Below are 16,057 nucleotides of genomic sequence, written 5' to 3' on the forward strand. Positions count from 1 at the left end.
GGCGGCACTCCCTTCGAACGAGCGGCGCTGTCCGGGGACTGACTAGCCATCATTGGCCCCCGTCCGGTCGCTGTGGTGGCAGGCGGCCCGCCGGGCCGATTCGGCCTCGACCGCCAGCAGCGCGGGTTCCTGCTGGGTGCAGAGGAAGGTCGCGAGCGGGCAGCGCGGCGCGAACGGACAGCCCGTCAGCGCCTCCCGCAGGCTCGGCGGCCGCCCCTCGATGGCGGCGAGCCGGCCACCCGGGGCGTCCGGGCGCGGGGTCGAGGCGAGCAGCGCGGCCGTGTAGGGGTGGCGCGGGCGGTTGAACAGGGCCTCGGCCGGACCGGTCTCGACGATTCGGCCGGCGTACATCACGTACACCCGGTCGCTGATGGCGGCGGCCAGGCCCAGGTCGTGAGTGACGAAGAGCAGCGCGGTGCCGAAGCGTTCCTGGAGATCGTCCAGCAGCGCCACCACCTCCGCCTGCGAGCTGACGTCCAGTGCGGTGGTGGGCTCGTCGGCGAGGATCAGCGCGGGGTCGCCCATCAGGGCACCCGCGATCATCACCCGCTGGAGCATTCCGCCGGACAGCTGGCCCGGGTAGCGGCCGAGCACCGAGGCCGGGAGGCCGACCGCGTCCAGCATCTCGGCGGCGCGTTCGGTGGCGGCTCCGGCCGCCAGGCGGCCGTTCAGACCCTCCGTGAGGAAGTCGCCGAGCCTGCGCAGCGGGTTGATGGCGGCCCTGGGGTCCTGGAAGATCATCGCGGCGGTGCCGGTACGCAGTGCGCGGAGCTGATCGCCCGTCATGGTGAGCACGTCGTCGCCGTTGACCCGGACGGTGCCTTCGGTGCCGGCGCCGGTCGGCAGCAGGCCCAGGGCGCTGCGCGAGGTGAGGCTCTTGCCGGAGCCGGACTCGCCGACCAGGGCGACCGTCTCGCGGGCCTCGACGGTCAGGTCGACCCCGGCGAGGACGGGCCGGGCGGTGTTCGGCAGGTGCAGGCGGTAGGCCTGGATGGCGAGGGTGGTCATCGGTCCCTCCTGGCGACCTGGTCGGCCCAGCGTTCGCCGACCACGTTGAAGGCGACCACGGTCAGCACGATCGCGGCGCAGGGCAGGATCGCGGACAGCGGGTAGCCGTGCTGGATGGCGGACTGGCCGTCGAAGACCATCCGGCCCCAGTCGGGGGTCAGCGCGGGGACGCCGAGCCCGAGGAAGGAGAGGCCGGCCAGGTCGATCAGGGCGTAGCCGAAGTTGATGGTGGACTGGGCGAGCACCACGGGAGCGATCCCGGGGATGACGTGCCGCAGGCAGATCTGCAGGCCGGAGTGGCCCTGCACCTGGTACGCCTCGACGTAGGGGCGGGTGCGTTCGGCGAGCACCAGCGAGCGGGTGAGCCGGCTGACGTACGGCAGGTAGGCGATGGCGAGCGCGATGACGGGGGCCAGCAGGCCCTCGCCGTAGACCGAGACGATCAGGATGGCCAGCAGCATGCCGGGGAAGGCGAAGACCAGTTCGGTGCTCCGGGAGAGTACGGAGTCCAGCCAGCCGCCGCGCCAGGCGGCGGTGACGCCGATCGCGACCCCGGCCAGGGTGGAGAAGGCGACCACGCCGAGCGGGCCGAGCAGTGAGGTGCGGGCGCCGGTGACCAGGCGGGAGAGGGTGTCCCGACCGGAGGCGTCCACCCCGAGCAGGTGCTCGGCGGAGGGCCCGGCAAGCGCGTTGCCCAGGTCGACGGCGTTCGGGTCCTCGGGCGCCAGCCAGGGGGCGAGCAGCGCGGCGAGGACGACCAGGGCGACGAAGCCGAGACAGAGCAACTGGAGTGGGGCGCGTGCGGTACGGATCCGGGCCAGGCCGGGCCGGTGCAGCAGGGTGACGGTCATCCGGTGGCCTTTCTCGCGCCGAGCGTGATGCGCGGGTCGACCAGTGGGTGGAGCAGGTCGACGATCAGGTTCACGGCCATGAACAGCCCGACCATGATCAGGGAGATGGCCTGCACGGTGGGGAAGTCCTTGGTGGTGGTGGACAGTTCGAGCAGCTGGCCGATGCCGCCGACGCTGAACGCGGTCTCCACCAGGACGGTGCAGACCAGCAGGGTGGAGACGATCAGGCCGCCGGTGGTCAGCACGGTGCCGAGGGCGTTGCGGAACACGTGACGGCGGATCACCTGGTACTCCGTCACCCCCCGGCTGCGGGCGACGGTGACGTGCTCCTGCCCGAGCACGTCGAGCATGGCGGCCCTGGTGACCCGGGCCAGCATGCCGGTCAGGTAGAGCGCGAGGGCCACGGCGGGCAGCACCAGGTGCCAGACCATCGACCCGAAGCCCTCCCCGGTGCCGCCGGTCGGGAACCAGCCCAGCCGGACCGCGAACAGGCCCTGGAGCAGAACGGCCGCGACGAACGCCGGGGTGCCGACCGCCACCGTGGTGCCGACCAGCACGGTGGCGTCGGTGCGGCCGCCCCGGACGGCGCCGATCCAGCCGAGCAGCAAACCGAGGGTGACGACCAGGACCAGCGCCATCGCCACCAGCAGCAGGGTGGCGGGCAGCCGGTCGGCGAGCAGCCGGGAGACGTCGGTGCGGTAGGTGATCGACCGGCCGAAGTCGCCGTGCAGGATCTGGCCGGCCCAGCGCAGGTACTGCAACAGGAACGGTTCGTCCAGGTGGTACTGGGCGTTGACCGCCGCCAGTGCCTCCGGGGAGGCGGACCGCCCGGCCAGCAGGAAGCTGGCCGGACTGCCGGGCGCGAGGTACATCGCGCCGAAGATCACGAACGAGGCACCGACCAGGGTGGCGGCCATCTCGGCCAGCCGCCGCGCGGCGAATCTCAGGAAACTCACCGGGCCGCCCCCACGTCGGCCGCCCACGGGTAGTAGAGGTAGGAGATGGTGGTCGGGGCGCCGGTGATCCGCTTGTTCAGGAACACCGCCGTGGGCCACTCGGCGACCGGGATCCAGAGCAGTTGCTCGGCGGCGGTCCGCTGGAGCTTGGCGGTGACGGCGAACCGCTCGGCCGGGTCGGTCGCGGCGACCGCCTTCTGCACCAGGCCGTCGTAGGCCGGGTCGCTGAATGAGGCGTAGTTCTGGTAGGCCCCGGTCTTGAAGTTGGCCAGCAGGTCGAGCGGGTCGGTGATGGAGTCGTAGTACGTCTCCGGGAACAGGTCGATGCCCTCCCGCGCCTTCGGGTCGGTGAACAGCGCGGTGAAGGCGTTCGGCGCGATGGTCCGGAGCTTGACGTCCAGTCCGATCTTCGCCCCGGCCGCCTGGACGGCGGTGGCCAGCACCGAGACGTCCTGACCGATCGGGCTGGTGGCGACGGTGAGGCTCTTGCCGGTGGCACCGGCCTCCTTGATCAGTGCCTTGGCCCGGTCTATGTCGGGCGCGGTCGGGGTGAGCCCCTCGAAGGCGTCCTTGCGGACCTGCTCGGGCGCGGCGGCCCAGGCGGCCTGGCTGGTCAGCGAACCGGTGACCCGGCCCGCACCGCCGAGGCCGGTGCGGACGAAGCCGGAGCGGTCCAGGGCGAGCGAGAGCGCCTTGCGCACCCGGAGGTCGCCGAGCACGCCCGCCATGTTGGTGACGTTGACGTTGACGGTGCTGAGGCCCTCGCCGAAGTAGAGCGTGCCCACGCCACCGGTCCGCAGCCGCTCGTAGCTCTCGGTCGGGATCAGGTAGCCGCCGTCCGCCTCACCGCTGAGCATCGCGTTCACCCGGGCCGAGGGGTCGGTCAGGAAGCGGAAGACCACCTTGCCGGACTTGGCCTTGCTGCCCCAGTACTCGTCGAAGCGCTGGAGCTCGATCGACTGGCCCTTGGTCCAGGTGCCCAGCTTGAACGGGCCCGTGCAGGCCAGGCTGCCGCTGGTGCCGTAGTCCTGGCCGGCCGCCTCGACCCCGGCCCGGGAGGCGACCACCCCGGCGGCGGTGGCCATGTACTGGTTGAACTGCGAGTCGGGCTGGGTGAGTTTGACGGTGACCTGGAGCGGGCCGGTCTTGGTGATGCTGCTGACGTTCTGGAACTGCTGGGCCCAGGCGGCCGCGTTTTCCGGCGCCATCTGCCGACCGAGGCTGTACACCACGTCGTCGGCGGTCAGCACGCCGCCGTCGTGGAAGTGCACGTTCGGGCGCAGGTCGTAGACCCAGGTGGTGGGATCGGGGTTGGTGGCCTTCTCCGCCAGCCCCGGGGCCAGGGTCAGCTGCGGGGTCCACCGCATCAGGCTCTCGCAGACGTTGGAGAGCACAGTGTTCTGCGGGTAGTCGAACGCGGAGATGTAGTCCAGCGTGGGCGGTTCGGCGTAGACGGCCCAGCTGAAGGAGTCCAGGCCGGCCTGCCCGGCGGGGGTGTCGGCGGACAGCCGGTACGCCTCGGCGTCGGTGCCGCCACTCTTCGGCGGACCCGAGCAGGCGGTGGTGACGGTGAGCAGGAGGGCGGCGGCCAGCAGGACCTTCCGGCCGCGCGGGGTTCTCTGAGGGTCTGTCATGTGGGGACTCTCTTCCGTGAGGGTGGGGTACGGGTCAACCCGCCGACGGGACCTGCTGGGTGATGCAGTGGACCCCGCCGCCGCCGAAGGCGATCACCCGGGAGCGCACGCCCACGACCTTGCGGCCGGGCAGCGCGGAGGCGATCACCGCGAGCGCGCCCTCGTCCTCGGGGAGCCCGGCCACCGGGACCACCACACCGCCGTTGGCGATGTAGAAGTTGAGGTAGCCGACCTCGGTGTGCTTACCGCCGACCTCGAGGAAGGCGCTCTGCGGCAGGTCGAGGATCTCCAGCTGCCGGCCCTGCGCGTCGACGGCCGCCTCCAGCACCGCGCGGTTGGCCCGCATCCGCTCGAAGTCGGGGTGGGCCGGGTCGCTCGGCAGCTGGACCACCACCTTGCCGGGGGCCACGAAGGCGCAGACGCCGTCCACGTGACCGTCGGTCTCGGTGTCCAGCAGCCCGCCGTACGGGAGCCAGATCACCGTGCTGACACCGAGCTTGGCGATCAGCTCGGCCTCGATCTCCTCCTTGCTCATCCCCGGGTTGCGGTTCGGGTGCAGCAGGCACTGCTCGGTGGTGATCAGCGTGCCCTCGCCGTCGACCGTGATGGCGCCGCCCTCGAGGATCATCCGGGAGTCGATCCGCTCGACGTCCAGGCGCTCCAGCAGCCGGGCGGCGATCTTGTCGTCGGTGTCCCAGGGGTGGTGCTTCTGGCCCCAGGAGTTGAAGCGGAAGTCCACCCCGGCGCGCTCGCCGTCGGGGCCGAGCACGAAGATCGGCCCCGAGTCGCGGAACCACGAATCGTCCAGCGGCAGTTCAACCACCTCGACGCCGTCCCCGCACAGGGCGCGTGCCTCCTCGCCCTGGCCCGGCCGAGCGACCATCGTCACCGGCTCGAACTCGCTGATCGCGCGGGCCACTTGGGCATACTCCCGCTTGGCCTCCGCGAAGGTCTCACCCCAGAGCTCGGCCCGGGTGGGCCAGGCCATCAGGCACGCCTCGTGTTCAGTCCACTCGGCGGGCATGCGGAACGTCATGACAACTCTTCTCGTATCGGTGATCGGTGGATCGGGTTCTCAGGCAGCGGGCGGCACGGCGGGCTCGGACTGCGTGGCGCAGTGGATGCCGCCCCCGCCGCTCGCGATGGCGTCGATGTTCAGCTGGACGACCCGGCGGTCCGGGTACTGGGCCTGGAGGATCGCGTAGGCCACTCCGTCTGCGTAGCGGTCGCCGAACTGCGGGGCGATGACGGCGCCGTTGACGGTGCAGTAGTTGCTGTAGCTGGACAGGAAGTCCTTGCCACGCCCCCGGATCAACTGGCGGTCAGGACCGGGCAGTTCGGTGATCTGCAGGCGGCGCCCCCGGGCGTCGGTGGCGTTCTCCAGCACCCGCTTCGCCTCCTGGTAGACCGCGACCCAGCGGGCGTCGGTGCCGGGGCCCGGCTGGTCCAGCAGGACCCGGCCGGGAGCGGTGAAGCGGGCCAGGCAGTCGATGTGGCAGTCGGTGGTGTCCTGGCCGGCCAGGCCAGGCACCCAGATCACCTTGTCGAGACCCAGGGACGACTTCAGTGCCGACTCCACCTGGGCCTGGGACATCCCCGGGTTGCGGTTGGGGTTGACCAGCGAGCTCACCGTGGCCAGCAGGGTGCCCTCGCCGTCGGTCTCCAGCGAGCCGCCCTCACCGACGAAGGGGGCCTTGATCCGGTCCAGCCCGTACCGGCCCAGCAGGGTCGCCGCAGCTGCCGCGTCGTTGCGGAACGGCTGGTAGTACGACGTACCGGTCTTGCCCCAGCCGTTGAAGTTGGTGTCCACACCGGCGATCGCACCTGGTGCGGCCACGAAGGTGGGACCGAAGTCGCGGATCCAGAGGTCGTCGTTGGCGATCTCCTCGACCTCGATCGGGAAGTACGCGCCCGAGCCGCAGGTATACCGGGCATCCGCGGCCTGCTCGGGGCGGGCCAGCAGGACGACGGGTTCGTAGCGCGAGATCTCGTACGCGACGTTCGCGATGTCCCGGCGCACCGCCGAGAGCTGGTAGTCCCAGACCGACTGCAGCGCGGGCCAGGCCATGTAGGTCCGGGTATGCCGGTCGGTCTCGGCCGGCATCCGCAGGGTGGCGCCCGAGGGCGCCGTGGCGGCCCGGGCCGTGGCGGGGAAGGCGGCACCGAAGGTGGCCAGCGGCAGAGCGGCCGCGCCGAGCTTGAGCAGGCTGCGCCGGGTGGGGACGGGCGTGTTCATGGGGACTCCCTAGAGGGGTCGGGAGGTGTGGGGTGACCCACATCCTGCTCCGAACTGAAAATTCAGTCAAGGAGAACGACGGACCGGTTTTCCGGGCCCTTCGGAGCCACGAAACCGTGAAGATCAGCGACGTACCCGCACTGACCAGTGGTCACTTGAAGCGAGATCACTGAATATCTCGTCAGGAACTCGAACGTGCGGGTAGAGTGAACGCCCGTGTCAGACCGTCGAACAGAAATACTCAGGGCCGCCACGCGGGTCATCAGCCGACGCGGCGTACGCGGGCTGCGCGTGGCCGAGCTGGCGGCCGAGGCCGGAGTGTCGGCCTCCTTGATCTACTACCACTTCACCGACCGGGCCGGGATCCTCCGGGAGACCCTGGAGTTCATCGGCGAACGGGCCGACCGGTACACCGCCGCGGCCGGCTCCGATGCGGCCGGCGACCCCCGTGCGGAGCTGGCCCAGATCCTGCTGCTGGAGCTCCAGGACACCGCCGAGGTGCGCGAGAACAGCACCGCCTGGGGCGAGTTGAGAGCCAGCGCGGTCTTCGACCCGGACCTGCGGGAGGACTTGGCAAGAGCTACCCACACGTGGGTCCACGAGATCGCGTACCTGCTCGGCCGTGCGCACCCGAGCGGAACGGCACCGGCCCATGCCGCAGCGGCCGAGCGCCTGACGGCCCTGCTCGAAGGGCTCAGCGTCCGCTGGCTCAGCGGCTCGCTCCCGCTCGACCACGCCCGCCGACTGCTCGGCGGGGCGATCGACGCGGAGCTCCGGAACCTCCAGCGGGTGCACTCGGGCTGAAAGTTCGGTCAGCGCCGGGCCCGGCCTCTGGTCAGAGGAAGTACAGGCGGTTCAGCGAGACGGAGTCGGCGGGCTCGGAGCAGAGCGGTTCGCCGTCCAGCGACACCAAGCCGGTGCGGGCCTGGACGTCGACCTGGCCGATCCGGCCGTTCCGGATCATGTTGCGGGGGCCGATCCCCCGGGTGCCCCGCACCGCGACCCGGCGGCGCCGAGTCGGCACCAGGTCCCCGTTGTCCACCGCCGCTCGGGCGACGAAGGCGACGGAGATGTCGGCGGCGGTGGCGCCGTGGGAGCCGAACTGGGGGCCCAGGACGAGGGGTTCGCAGCGGTCGGTGGAGGCGTTGGGGTCGCCGACGACGCCGTAGGCGGGGAAGCCAGCCTTGAGGATCAACTGCGGTTTGGCGCCGAAGTGGTCGGGGCGCCAGAGGACGATGTCGGCGAGTTTGCCGATTTCGATGGAGCCGACTTCGTGGGCGGGCCGAGTTCGTGCTTCATCTTGCCRGCCATGGCGAAGGTGCGGCGGACGGTTTCGCCGGCCCGGCCCATGCCYTGGGCGTCGGAGGAGGTGATGCCGATGACGCCGAGGTCGTGCAGGACGTCTTCGGCGCCCATGGTGCCGGCGCGGATGCGGTCGCGGGCCATGGCGGCGTCGCCGGGGAGGTCGACCTTGAGGTCGTGGGCGGAGACGATCATGCCGAAGTGCTCGCCGAGGGCGTCGCGGCCGAAGGGGAGGGTGGGGTTGGTGGAGGACCCGATGACGTTCTCGACACCGGCCATCTTGAGGACGTTGGGGACGTGTCCGCCGCCGCAGCCTTCGATGTGGAAGGCGTGGATGGTGCGGCCGTCCAGGACGCGCAGGGTGTCCTCGACGGAGAGGCATTCGTTGAGGCCGTCGGTGTGCAGGGCGACCTGCACGTCGTACTCCTCGGCCACCCGCAGGGCGGTGTCCAGCGCCCGGGTGTGGGCGCCCATGTCCTCGTGCACCTTGAAGCCGGAGGCCCCGCCCTCGGCGAGGGCTTCGATCAGCGGCGCGGGGTCGGAGGACGAACCCCGGCCCAGGAAGCCGATGTTGACCGGCCACGCGTCGAAGGAGTTGAACGCGTGCCGCAGCGCCCACGGCGAGTTGACGCCGACGCCCCAGACCGGGCCGAACTCCTGGCCGATGATCGTGGTGACACCCGAGGCCAGCGAGGCCTCCATGATCCGCGGGGAGAGCAGGTGGACGTGGGTGTCGATGGCACCCGCGGTGGCGATCAGGCCCTCGCCGGAGACGATCGTGGTGCCGGTGCCGACGACCACGTCGACGCCGTGCAGGGTGTCGGGGTTGCCGGCCCGTCCGATCGAGGCGATCCGGCCGTCGATCAGACCGATCGAGGTCTTCCGGATGCCCAGCACCGCGTCGATCACCAGCACGTTGCTGATCACCACGTCACAGGTGTCCCGGACGGCGGCGGCCTTGAGGTGCAGGCCGTCCCGGGCGGTCTTGCCGAACCCGGCGAGGAACTCCTCGCCCGGCTCCTGGGAGTCGGACTCGACCCGGATGATCAGGCCGCTGTCGCCGAGGCGGATTCGGTCACCGGCCCGGGGGCCGTGGACGGAGACGTAATCGTGCGGGGTGATGGCGCTCATGCTGCGACCTCACGGAAGGGGCGGGCGGTGTTCACGTTTCGAGCTCCGCGTCGTCGAAGCTGGTCAGGTAGCCGGTGGCGCGCGCCTTGGTGAGCGCTGCCTCCCGTGCGCCGGGCGCGTCGAGCGGGCCGTCCACCAGGCCCGCGAAGCCGATCGCGACCCGGTCGCCGCCGATCGGCACCAGGCCGACCTCGACGGTGGCGCCCGGGTCGAAGCGGACCGAGGACCCGGCCGGGACGGCCAGGTGGGTGCCGTACGCAGCGGAGCGGTCGAAGGCCAGGCGCGGGTTGGCCTCGAAGAAGTGGAAGTGCGAGGTGACCGAGATCGGTACCGCCGAGGTGTTGTGCACCGGGAGCAGCAGGGTCTCCTCGACCGGGTCGTAGCCCGCGCCGCTGCCCAGCAGCGCTCCGCCGGGGGCGTGGTCGCCGAGTGAACCGGCGCCGCGGAACGGGTCGTTGATCACCGCGAGCCGGGTGCCGTCGTCGAAGACGGCCTCCACCTGGACCACCGTCACCACGTCCGGCACGCCGGGCAGGACGTCGGCGGCGGTCAGCACGCTGCGCCCGGCCTCGATCGCCTCGGCCAGCCGCCGGCCGTCCCGGGCCGCCTCGCAGACGGTGTCCGCGATCAGCGCGGTGGCTTCCGGGATGTTGAGGCGTACGCCCCGCGCACGCCGGGCGCGGGCCAGTTCGGCCGCTGTGAAGATCAGCAGCCGATCCCGCTCGGTGGGGGTCAGTCGCACGGTGCCTCGCTCGCTCGTGCCGGTGGGTCAGTGCAGAAGTCGGAACTCGACGCGGAAGTTAGAACGTCGTTCAAACATCTCCGGCCATTGAACCCGGGCCGGGCCGCCATGTCCAGCCTTGTCCGTCCCGGTCCGTTCGGCGCGTCGGGTGTCGCAACCGTGTATTCGGTGGCGATGAGATGGCAGGGGCCTGATATAAATATGGCAACGTACACCGAGAGGAGCGCACCCATGCGCGCAGTCCGCTACACCCGCACCGGCGGCCCCGAGGTCCTGGAGCTCGCCGACATACCCGCTCCACTGCCCGGTCCTGGCGAGGTCGCCATCGACGTCAGCCACGCCGGGGTGCACTTCGCCGACGTGATGTTCCGGCGGGGCCAGTTCCCGATCGGCCTGCCCGCCGTCCCCGGGATCGAGGTCGCCGGCACCGTCGCCGCCCTCGGGGCGGGTGTGACGGGGCTTCAGGTCGGCGAGGCCGTGGTTGCTGTCCCGACCGGGTTTGGCGGCAACGCCGAGCGGGTGGTCGCCCCCGCCGTCACCACGCTGCCGCTGGACGGGCTCGACCCGCTGCTGGCCGCCGCCACCGCCTGCAACGCGGCAACCGCCGTCGGCACCCTGCGCGGCGCGGCCCGGATCACGGCGGGCGACCGGGTGCTGGTGCTCGGCGCCTCCGGCGGCCTCGGCAGCCTGCTCGGCCGGCTCGCCACGGAGTACGGCGCCGCCCTGGTGGTCGGCGCCGCGAGCACCCCCGAGCGCGCCGCCCGGGCCACCGCCCACGGGTACCAGCACGCGTTCGCGTACGCCGAACTGGCCGACCGTACGCCCGAGCTGACGGACGGCCACGGCTTCGACGTGATCATCGACTCGGTCGGCGGCGAGCCGCGCACGCAGGCCCGCGCGCTGCTCGCGGTGCTCGGCCGCCACGTGGTGATCGGCAACGCCGCCGACCAGGACATCAGCCTGGACGCCAACCAGGTCTGGTACGACAGCTTCACGCTGGCCGGCTACAACCTGGGCGGCGTGCTGGCCCGCCGCCCCGACCTGTTCCGGGCCCACCTCGCCGAGGGCCTGCGGTTGGTCGCCGACGGCACCCTCACCCTCGACGTCCGGGAGATCGGCTGGGACGGCGTCGCCGAGGCACACGCCCGTCTGGAGAGCCGGACCGCCGAGGCGAAGTACGTGCTGCGCACCGCCTGACCCATACTGGACCGGTCCCGCGCACGCCCTCGACCGGCCCCGCGCACCGCCGACGAGAGGCCCCGGCCGATGAGCAGCAGCACCGACCCCGCCGAGCTGCTGGCCGGGCCCCAGGGCGCTCAGCTCCGCCTCGGGCTGGCCATCAAGCAGGCCGAGCAGGCCATGATGGCGGCAAAGGCGGAGGCACTGCGCGGGCTGGAGCTGACCGTGCCGCAGTACGCCGTGCTGCTCCAGCTCGCCGACCGCCCCGACCGCTCGGGGGCCCAGCTGGCCCGGGGAGCCGCCGTCACCCCGCAGACCATGGCCGGGGTGCTGGCGAACCTGGAGGCCAAGGGCCTGATCGAACGTCAGCAGTCCGAGGTGCACGGCAAGGTGATGCTGTCCCGCCTCAGCGAGACCGGCCGGGCCCTGGTCGCCGAGGCGGACACCCGCGCGGTCGGGGTCGAGGCCGCCCTCTGGTCCGCCTTCGACCCGGCCGAGCGCGAACAGCTCCGTGCTCTGCTGCTCCGCGCGGTCTCCGCCCTCCAACGGCCGTAGCCGAACCAAACCTCCAGGGGACCCCGAAAAGGATCACTTCTGGCCCGCTGAGCTCCACTTCACCCCAGGTGACCGGGTACCTACTGTTGCGTAGCCCCACCACTGGGCATGAGGATGGTCGTCAGTATCGGGACAGGCCGCCGGCGGGGGACGCAGGGCGGCCGGCTGTCCGAACGAGGGGTGGGGGCGTACGTGATGGACGGTCAGGCGAGATTTCCGCGGCAGCGGACGGCTTCGAGCAGCGACCAGGTTCGGCCCAAGGGCTTCGGGGAGGAGACGCCGCCGGTGCACGAGCCCGGCTGCGCCCTGCACCGCAGACTGCACGCGGCGCTGGCCCCCGCCGACCTGATCGCGGTGGGCGCCGTCCGCCGCCGGCTGCGAGCCGCACTCAACCACTGGGGCGTGCCCCAACTCGCGGACACCGCCGAGCTGCTGGCCTCAGAGCTGGTCACCAACGCGCTGCTGCACACCGAGCGTGGCGCGGTGCTGGACGCGGTGCTCACCCCGGAGCAGCGGCTGCGGATCGAGGTGCAGGACACCACCACCAGGCTGCCCGGCCGTCGGACACCGAGCGAGACCGCCACCTCCGGCCGCGGGCTGCTGCTGGTGGAGGCCCTCGCCGACGACTGGGGCGTCCAGCTGCGCGGCGACGGGAAGGTCACCTGGTTCGAGCTCGGCGCGGCCTGATCACGGCGCCGTGGCGGGCCTTGGCGGGCCGTGGTGGTGTCACGAAAAGAGCCGTGACCATTGCCCACGAAGCGCCGATGTGCTGACCTGGCAGTGTCCGGTGTAGCCGATGCCGAATCCTCGCCCTATCCGCGCTGGTGAGGCGGTACTAGTAATCTTTCGGCAGGATAGTGAGAATGTGTGCGCGGGAAGGCGGCGGGGAGAACCGAGCCTCGACCGACCACCACCGCCCGACGCACCGCCCACCACTCAGCACACGGCCATCGCAGTCCGCCCGGACGGCGTGGCCATGGCAGCGGCAGGAGAAGCATGGCGACAGAGCCCGAGCCGCAGGGGCCCGCACGCCGTACCCCACCGGCCCAGTCCACCCGCAGTGCGGCGGCCGCCGGTTCGCTCCGGTCCGCCGCCGGCCTGGCGGGCGGGCGGATCGTCCCCGCCGTCTCCCGGGGCCTGCCCACCCGTACCGGCGACTCCACCCCCGACTGGCTCGAGCCGGCGATGGCCGCCAACGGCATCGGCTCCTTCGACTGGGACATCCGCCACGACCGCCTGGAGGGCGACCAGCGCGCCTGCGCCATCCTCGGCCTGCAGCCCGGCCGGTTCGACCGTAGCTCGGGGGCCTTCCTGGCGATGCTGCACCCCGAGGACGCACCGGTGGTCCGCCGCCGGGTCGAGCGGGCGGTCACCGAGCTGGGCCAGTGCGGTGCCTACTACCGGACGGTGTTCCCGGGCGGCGACCTGCACGCGGTGCGGTTCCGCGGCCGGGTCCTGGCGGACGCCTTCGGGCGGCCGTCCCGGATGGTCGGCTTCGTCTGGGACGCCACCGTCGAGCTGCACAAGCGCGAGCGGGCCGGGGCGATGGCCCAGCTGCGTCATGAGCGCTCACGGTTCATCAAGGAGGCCGCCCGAGCGCTCTCCGAGGCCGTCACGGTCCGGGACGTGGCCCGGGTCTTCACCGAGCTGCCGCTGCCCGGCCTGCCGCCGGACGGCCTGGTGCTCAGCTCGCTGGAGGCCGGCCGGCTGCAGATCCTCGGCGCCAGCGGGTACCACGAGGTCGACCTGCGGCCGTACGACCGCACTCCCGTCTCACCCGCCCACCCCGCCTCCGAGGCGATCCGCAACCGCGTGCCGGTCTTCATCTCCAGCCGCGAGGAGTACCGCGAGCGCTACCCCGAGGCCTACCCGCAGCTGGCCGAGACGGGTGTGCGCAGCGCCTGGGCCTTCCTGCCGCTGGTCGCCAGCGGGCGGCCGATCGGGGTCTGCCTGGTCAGCTTCGACGACGACCGTGAGCTGGACGCCGACGAGCGCACCCTGCTCTCCACCCTCGGCGGGCTGGTCGCCCAGTCCCTGGCCCGGGCCCGGCTGCACGACGCCGAGCACGAGCTGGCGGCCGGTCTGCAGCGGGTGATGCTGCCCCGCACGGTGCCCTCGGTGCCGGGTGTGACCACCGCCGTGCGCTACCTGGCGGCCGGTTCGGGCCTGCAGATCGGCGGCGACTGGTACGACGTGGTGCCGCTGCCCGGCGGGCACGTCGGCCTGGTGATCGGCGACGTGCAGGGCCACGACGTGCACGCGGCGGGCATCATGGGCCAGCTCAGGATCGCGCTGCGCGCGTACGCCGCCGAGGGTCACCCGCCCGCCGCGGTGATGGCCCGGGCCTCCCGCTTCCTGGCCGACCTGGACACCGACCACTTCGCCACCTGCACCTACGCCGAGGTGAACGTCGACTACGGCGTGGTCTACGCCGTCCGGGCCGGTCACCTGGACCCGGTGGTGCGGCGCGGCGACGGCAGCGCCACCATCGTGCCGGTGGCCGGCGGTCTGCCGCTCGGGGTCTCGCCGGACGAGGAGTACCGGGTCACCCGGTTCAGCCTGGATCCGGGCGAGACGGTGGTGCTCTGCACCGACGGCCTGGTCGAGTCCCGCGAGATGGACCTGGACACCGGCTTCGCCCGGCTCTGCGCCGCGGTCTCCCAGGAGCTGCCAGGCCGGGACGAGGGCCCGCGCGACCAGCTGGAGGAGCTGGCCGACCGGATCGCCTCGCAGGCCGCCGACTCCACCGAACGCGAGGACGACATAGCGCTGCTGCTGCTCCGCTGGGACGGCCCGGCGGGCGGCCTGGCAGCCCAGCAGCTGCGCCGCCGGATCGGCCAGGCCGACCTGGCCCGGATCTCCGAGCTGCGCGGCGAGCTGCGGGACGCGCTGCGCCGCTGGGGCGTCGGTGAGCTGGTGGACACCGCCGAGCTGCTCGCCTCCGAGCTGGTCACCAACGCGATCCGGCACACCGACCGGGACGCGATGTTCACCGCGCGGCTCTACCGCGAGACGGACGGCGACGGGACCAGGGTCAGGCTGCGGGTCGAGGTGGAGGACGAGTCCGACCTCTGGCCGACCCGGCGGACGCCGGGGGAGCAGGCCTCCTCCGGGCGCGGGCTGATGCTGGTGGAGGCGCTGGCCGACGGCTGGGGTGTGGAGCCGCGCGGCACCGGGAAGCGGATGTGGTTCGAACTCTGCCCGGAGCGGGCCGAGTAGCTTCCCGGGGAGCCTGACGGGGCCCGAAAGAGTGTCAGCCGAACTGCTGCTCAAGGTCCTTCAGCTTCTGCTCCAGCGAGTCCAGCCGGGGCAGCGTCATGGTGTCCTCCTCGGGTGTGAGGTCGACGCTCCGGCGGGCCGGCAGCCCCGGCTGGGTGGCCCTGCCCTCGACCGCCTGCTCCTCGGCAGCCCGCTCCTCGGCCAGGGTCTCGCCCGCTATCGCAGGCTCCGAGCTGCCCGCCTCCAACTGCGCGGCGGCGAGCTGTCGTTCGGCCGACCGGGGCCGCCAGTGCCCGCCGGGCTGCCGCCCGATCGCCCGGATCTCGGCCCGCTCACGGCGGCTGGCCAGCCGCTGCCGCTCGCGGTCCAGCGCGGCCTGCCGCTTGTCGTCCCTGACCTCCTCGACCGCCTCGTCCAGGCTGCGGACGCCCTCGAGCAGCATCAACGACCAGGCGGCGTACGTCTCCAGAGGTGCCCTCAGCCAGCGGACGATCCGGATCTGCGGCAGCGGGCGGGGCACCAGGCCCTGCTCGCGCAGCGCGGCCTTGCGGGTCTGCTTCAGTGCGCGGTCGAACAGGATCGCCGCCGAGAGCGACATCCCGGCGAAGAACTGCGGCGCACCGGCGTGGCCCAACCCCCGGGGCGCGTGCACCCAGTTGAACCAGGCGGAGGCCCCGGCGAAGAACCAGACCAGCAACCGGGAGCCGAGCGCCGCGTCACCGTGGCTGGCCTCCCGGACGGCGAGCACCGAGCAGAACATCGCGGCGCCGTCGAGGCCGAACGGGACCAGGTACTCCCAGCCGCCGGACAGCCCGAGGTTCTGCACCCCGAAGCCGACCAGGCCGTGGAAGGAGAGTGCGGCCGCGACTCCGGCGCAGCAGAACAGCAGGGTGTACGAGGCACCCCCGTACAGCGACTCCTTGCGGCGGCGGCGCTCCTCGGCGCGCTCCCAGGAGTCGCCCGAACCGGCGGCCGCTGCGGCGGCCCTGGTCCGCAGGAAGGTCACCAGGACGGCGACCACCACCAGACCGGTCACGCCCGTGACGGCCCAGCCCAGTGGAATATCGGACAGTTTCATGGCCGGAACCAGCCTCGCTTTCCTGCCTTTTGATGGCGAGCCACCACTATGGCGGATGTGTGCCGTCCATTTGGCTGATTCGCCGTCAATGCACCGAGGAGAGGGAATTCCGACCCGGTTCTATCCGTACGGTCCGATGAAATGACCGAACTGATTCGAACTTTTT

At 72.1% G+C, this 16,057-nt stretch carries 13 protein-coding genes and 1 pseudogene; 5 read left to right on the plus strand and 9 right to left on the minus strand.

What is annotated here, in order from left to right:
• Positions 1-42: 42 nt before the first annotated feature.
• Genes ASC99_RS05240 through ASC99_RS05265 form a run of 6 tightly spaced genes read right to left on the minus strand, consistent with a single transcriptional unit; the run spans position 43 to position 6,685 of the window.
• Positions 43-1,008: an ABC transporter ATP-binding protein gene (locus tag ASC99_RS05240; protein WP_057228816.1), complete on the minus strand. Its 966-nt coding sequence runs from the start codon at positions 1,006-1,008 to the stop codon at positions 43-45.
• Positions 1,005-1,859: an ABC transporter permease gene (locus tag ASC99_RS05245; RefSeq protein WP_057228818.1), complete on the minus strand. Its 855-nt coding sequence runs from the start codon at positions 1,857-1,859 to the stop codon at positions 1,005-1,007. The genes ASC99_RS05240 and ASC99_RS05245 overlap by 4 nt, the downstream gene beginning before the upstream one ends.
• Positions 1,856-2,815: an ABC transporter permease gene (locus ASC99_RS05250; RefSeq protein ID WP_082598116.1), complete on the minus strand. Its 960-nt coding sequence runs from the start codon at positions 2,813-2,815 to the stop codon at positions 1,856-1,858. Before ASC99_RS05250 ends, ASC99_RS05245 begins: the two co-directional genes overlap by 4 nt.
• On the minus strand, positions 2,812-4,449 hold the full coding sequence (locus ASC99_RS05255) for an ABC transporter substrate-binding protein (protein WP_057228820.1): 1,638 nt from the start codon (positions 4,447-4,449) through the stop codon (positions 2,812-2,814). Before ASC99_RS05255 ends, ASC99_RS05250 begins: the two co-directional genes overlap by 4 nt.
• 34 nt (positions 4,450-4,483) lie before the next feature.
• Positions 4,484-5,485, minus strand: a complete 1,002-nt coding sequence (locus ASC99_RS05260) for an agmatine/peptidylarginine deiminase (RefSeq protein ID WP_057228823.1) — start codon at positions 5,483-5,485, stop codon at positions 4,484-4,486.
• Between the two features lie 39 nt (positions 5,486-5,524).
• Positions 5,525-6,685, minus strand: coding sequence for an agmatine deiminase family protein (locus ASC99_RS05265; protein ID WP_057228825.1), 1,161 nt, complete (start codon positions 6,683-6,685; stop codon positions 5,525-5,527).
• 216 nt (positions 6,686-6,901) lie between these two features.
• On the opposite strand from ASC99_RS05265, the gene ASC99_RS05270 reads away from it, so the two are divergent.
• Positions 6,902-7,489 (plus strand): TetR/AcrR family transcriptional regulator, encoded by a 588-nt coding sequence (locus ASC99_RS05270; protein WP_057228827.1) that lies wholly within the window; start codon positions 6,902-6,904, stop codon positions 7,487-7,489.
• A gap of 31 nt (positions 7,490-7,520) precedes the next feature.
• Here ASC99_RS05270 and ASC99_RS05275 read toward each other — a convergent pair.
• Both ASC99_RS05275 and ureA read right to left on the minus strand, forming a co-directional pair.
• Positions 7,521-9,118: pseudogene (locus ASC99_RS05275) on the minus strand (urease subunit alpha).
• 31 nt (positions 9,119-9,149) lie between these two features.
• The gene (ureA, locus tag ASC99_RS05280; protein WP_057228830.1) at positions 9,150-9,860 is read right to left on the minus strand and encodes an urease subunit gamma; all 711 of its coding nucleotides are present in this window, start codon (positions 9,858-9,860) and stop codon (positions 9,150-9,152) included.
• 231 nt (positions 9,861-10,091) lie between these two features.
• Between ureA and ASC99_RS05285 the strand changes: the two genes are divergently transcribed.
• The 4 genes from ASC99_RS05285 to ASC99_RS05300 all read left to right on the plus strand — a co-directional run bounded on the left by ASC99_RS05285 (position 10,092) and on the right by ASC99_RS05300 (position 14,813).
• On the plus strand, positions 10,092-11,057 hold the full coding sequence (locus tag ASC99_RS05285; protein WP_057228832.1) for a zinc-binding dehydrogenase: 966 nt from the start codon (positions 10,092-10,094) through the stop codon (positions 11,055-11,057).
• A 69-nt stretch (positions 11,058-11,126) separates the two neighbouring features.
• On the plus strand, positions 11,127-11,594 hold the full coding sequence (locus ASC99_RS05290) for a MarR family winged helix-turn-helix transcriptional regulator (protein WP_057228834.1): 468 nt from the start codon (positions 11,127-11,129) through the stop codon (positions 11,592-11,594).
• A gap of 285 nt (positions 11,595-11,879) precedes the next feature.
• Positions 11,880-12,281: an ATP-binding protein gene (locus ASC99_RS05295; protein WP_235502448.1), complete on the plus strand. Its 402-nt coding sequence runs from the start codon at positions 11,880-11,882 to the stop codon at positions 12,279-12,281.
• Positions 12,282-12,590: 309 nt separating this feature from the next.
• On the plus strand, positions 12,591-14,813 hold the full coding sequence (locus ASC99_RS05300; RefSeq protein WP_057228836.1) for a SpoIIE family protein phosphatase: 2,223 nt from the start codon (positions 12,591-12,593) through the stop codon (positions 14,811-14,813).
• A gap of 34 nt (positions 14,814-14,847) precedes the next feature.
• Here the strand turns inward: ASC99_RS05300 and ASC99_RS05305 are convergent, their stop codons facing one another.
• The gene (locus ASC99_RS05305) at positions 14,848-15,891 is read right to left on the minus strand and encodes a DUF2637 domain-containing protein (RefSeq protein ID WP_057228838.1); all 1,044 of its coding nucleotides are present in this window, start codon (positions 15,889-15,891) and stop codon (positions 14,848-14,850) included.
• Positions 15,892-16,057: the final 166 nt, after the last annotated feature.

The organism is Kitasatospora sp. Root107 (genome assembly GCF_001424875.1).
Lineage (GTDB): Bacteria > Actinomycetota > Actinomycetes > Streptomycetales > Streptomycetaceae > Kitasatospora.

What these genes read in the sequence shown, in the direction of transcription:
- ASC99_RS05265 (WP_057228825.1), bottom strand. Translation starts at nt 6,685, where the DNA reads ATGAACACGCCCGTCCCCACCCGGCGCAGCCTGCTCAAGCTCGGCGCG.
- ASC99_RS05285 (WP_057228832.1), top strand. Translation starts at nt 10,092, where the DNA reads ATGCGCGCAGTCCGCTACACCCGCACCGGCGGCCCCGAGGTCCTGGAG.
- ASC99_RS05260 (WP_057228823.1), bottom strand. Translation starts at nt 5,485, where the DNA reads ATGACGTTCCGCATGCCCGCCGAGTGGACTGAACACGAGGCGTGCCTG.
- ASC99_RS05300 (WP_057228836.1), top strand. Translation starts at nt 12,591, where the DNA reads ATGGCGACAGAGCCCGAGCCGCAGGGGCCCGCACGCCGTACCCCACCG.
- ASC99_RS05240 (WP_057228816.1), bottom strand. Translation starts at nt 1,008, where the DNA reads ATGACCACCCTCGCCATCCAGGCCTACCGCCTGCACCTGCCGAACACC.
- ASC99_RS05290 (WP_057228834.1), top strand. Translation starts at nt 11,127, where the DNA reads ATGAGCAGCAGCACCGACCCCGCCGAGCTGCTGGCCGGGCCCCAGGGC.
- ASC99_RS05245 (WP_057228818.1), bottom strand. Translation starts at nt 1,859, where the DNA reads ATGACCGTCACCCTGCTGCACCGGCCCGGCCTGGCCCGGATCCGTACC.
- ASC99_RS05255 (WP_057228820.1), bottom strand. Translation starts at nt 4,449, where the DNA reads ATGACAGACCCTCAGAGAACCCCGCGCGGCCGGAAGGTCCTGCTGGCC.
- ASC99_RS05305 (WP_057228838.1), bottom strand. Translation starts at nt 15,891, where the DNA reads ATGAAACTGTCCGATATTCCACTGGGCTGGGCCGTCACGGGCGTGACC.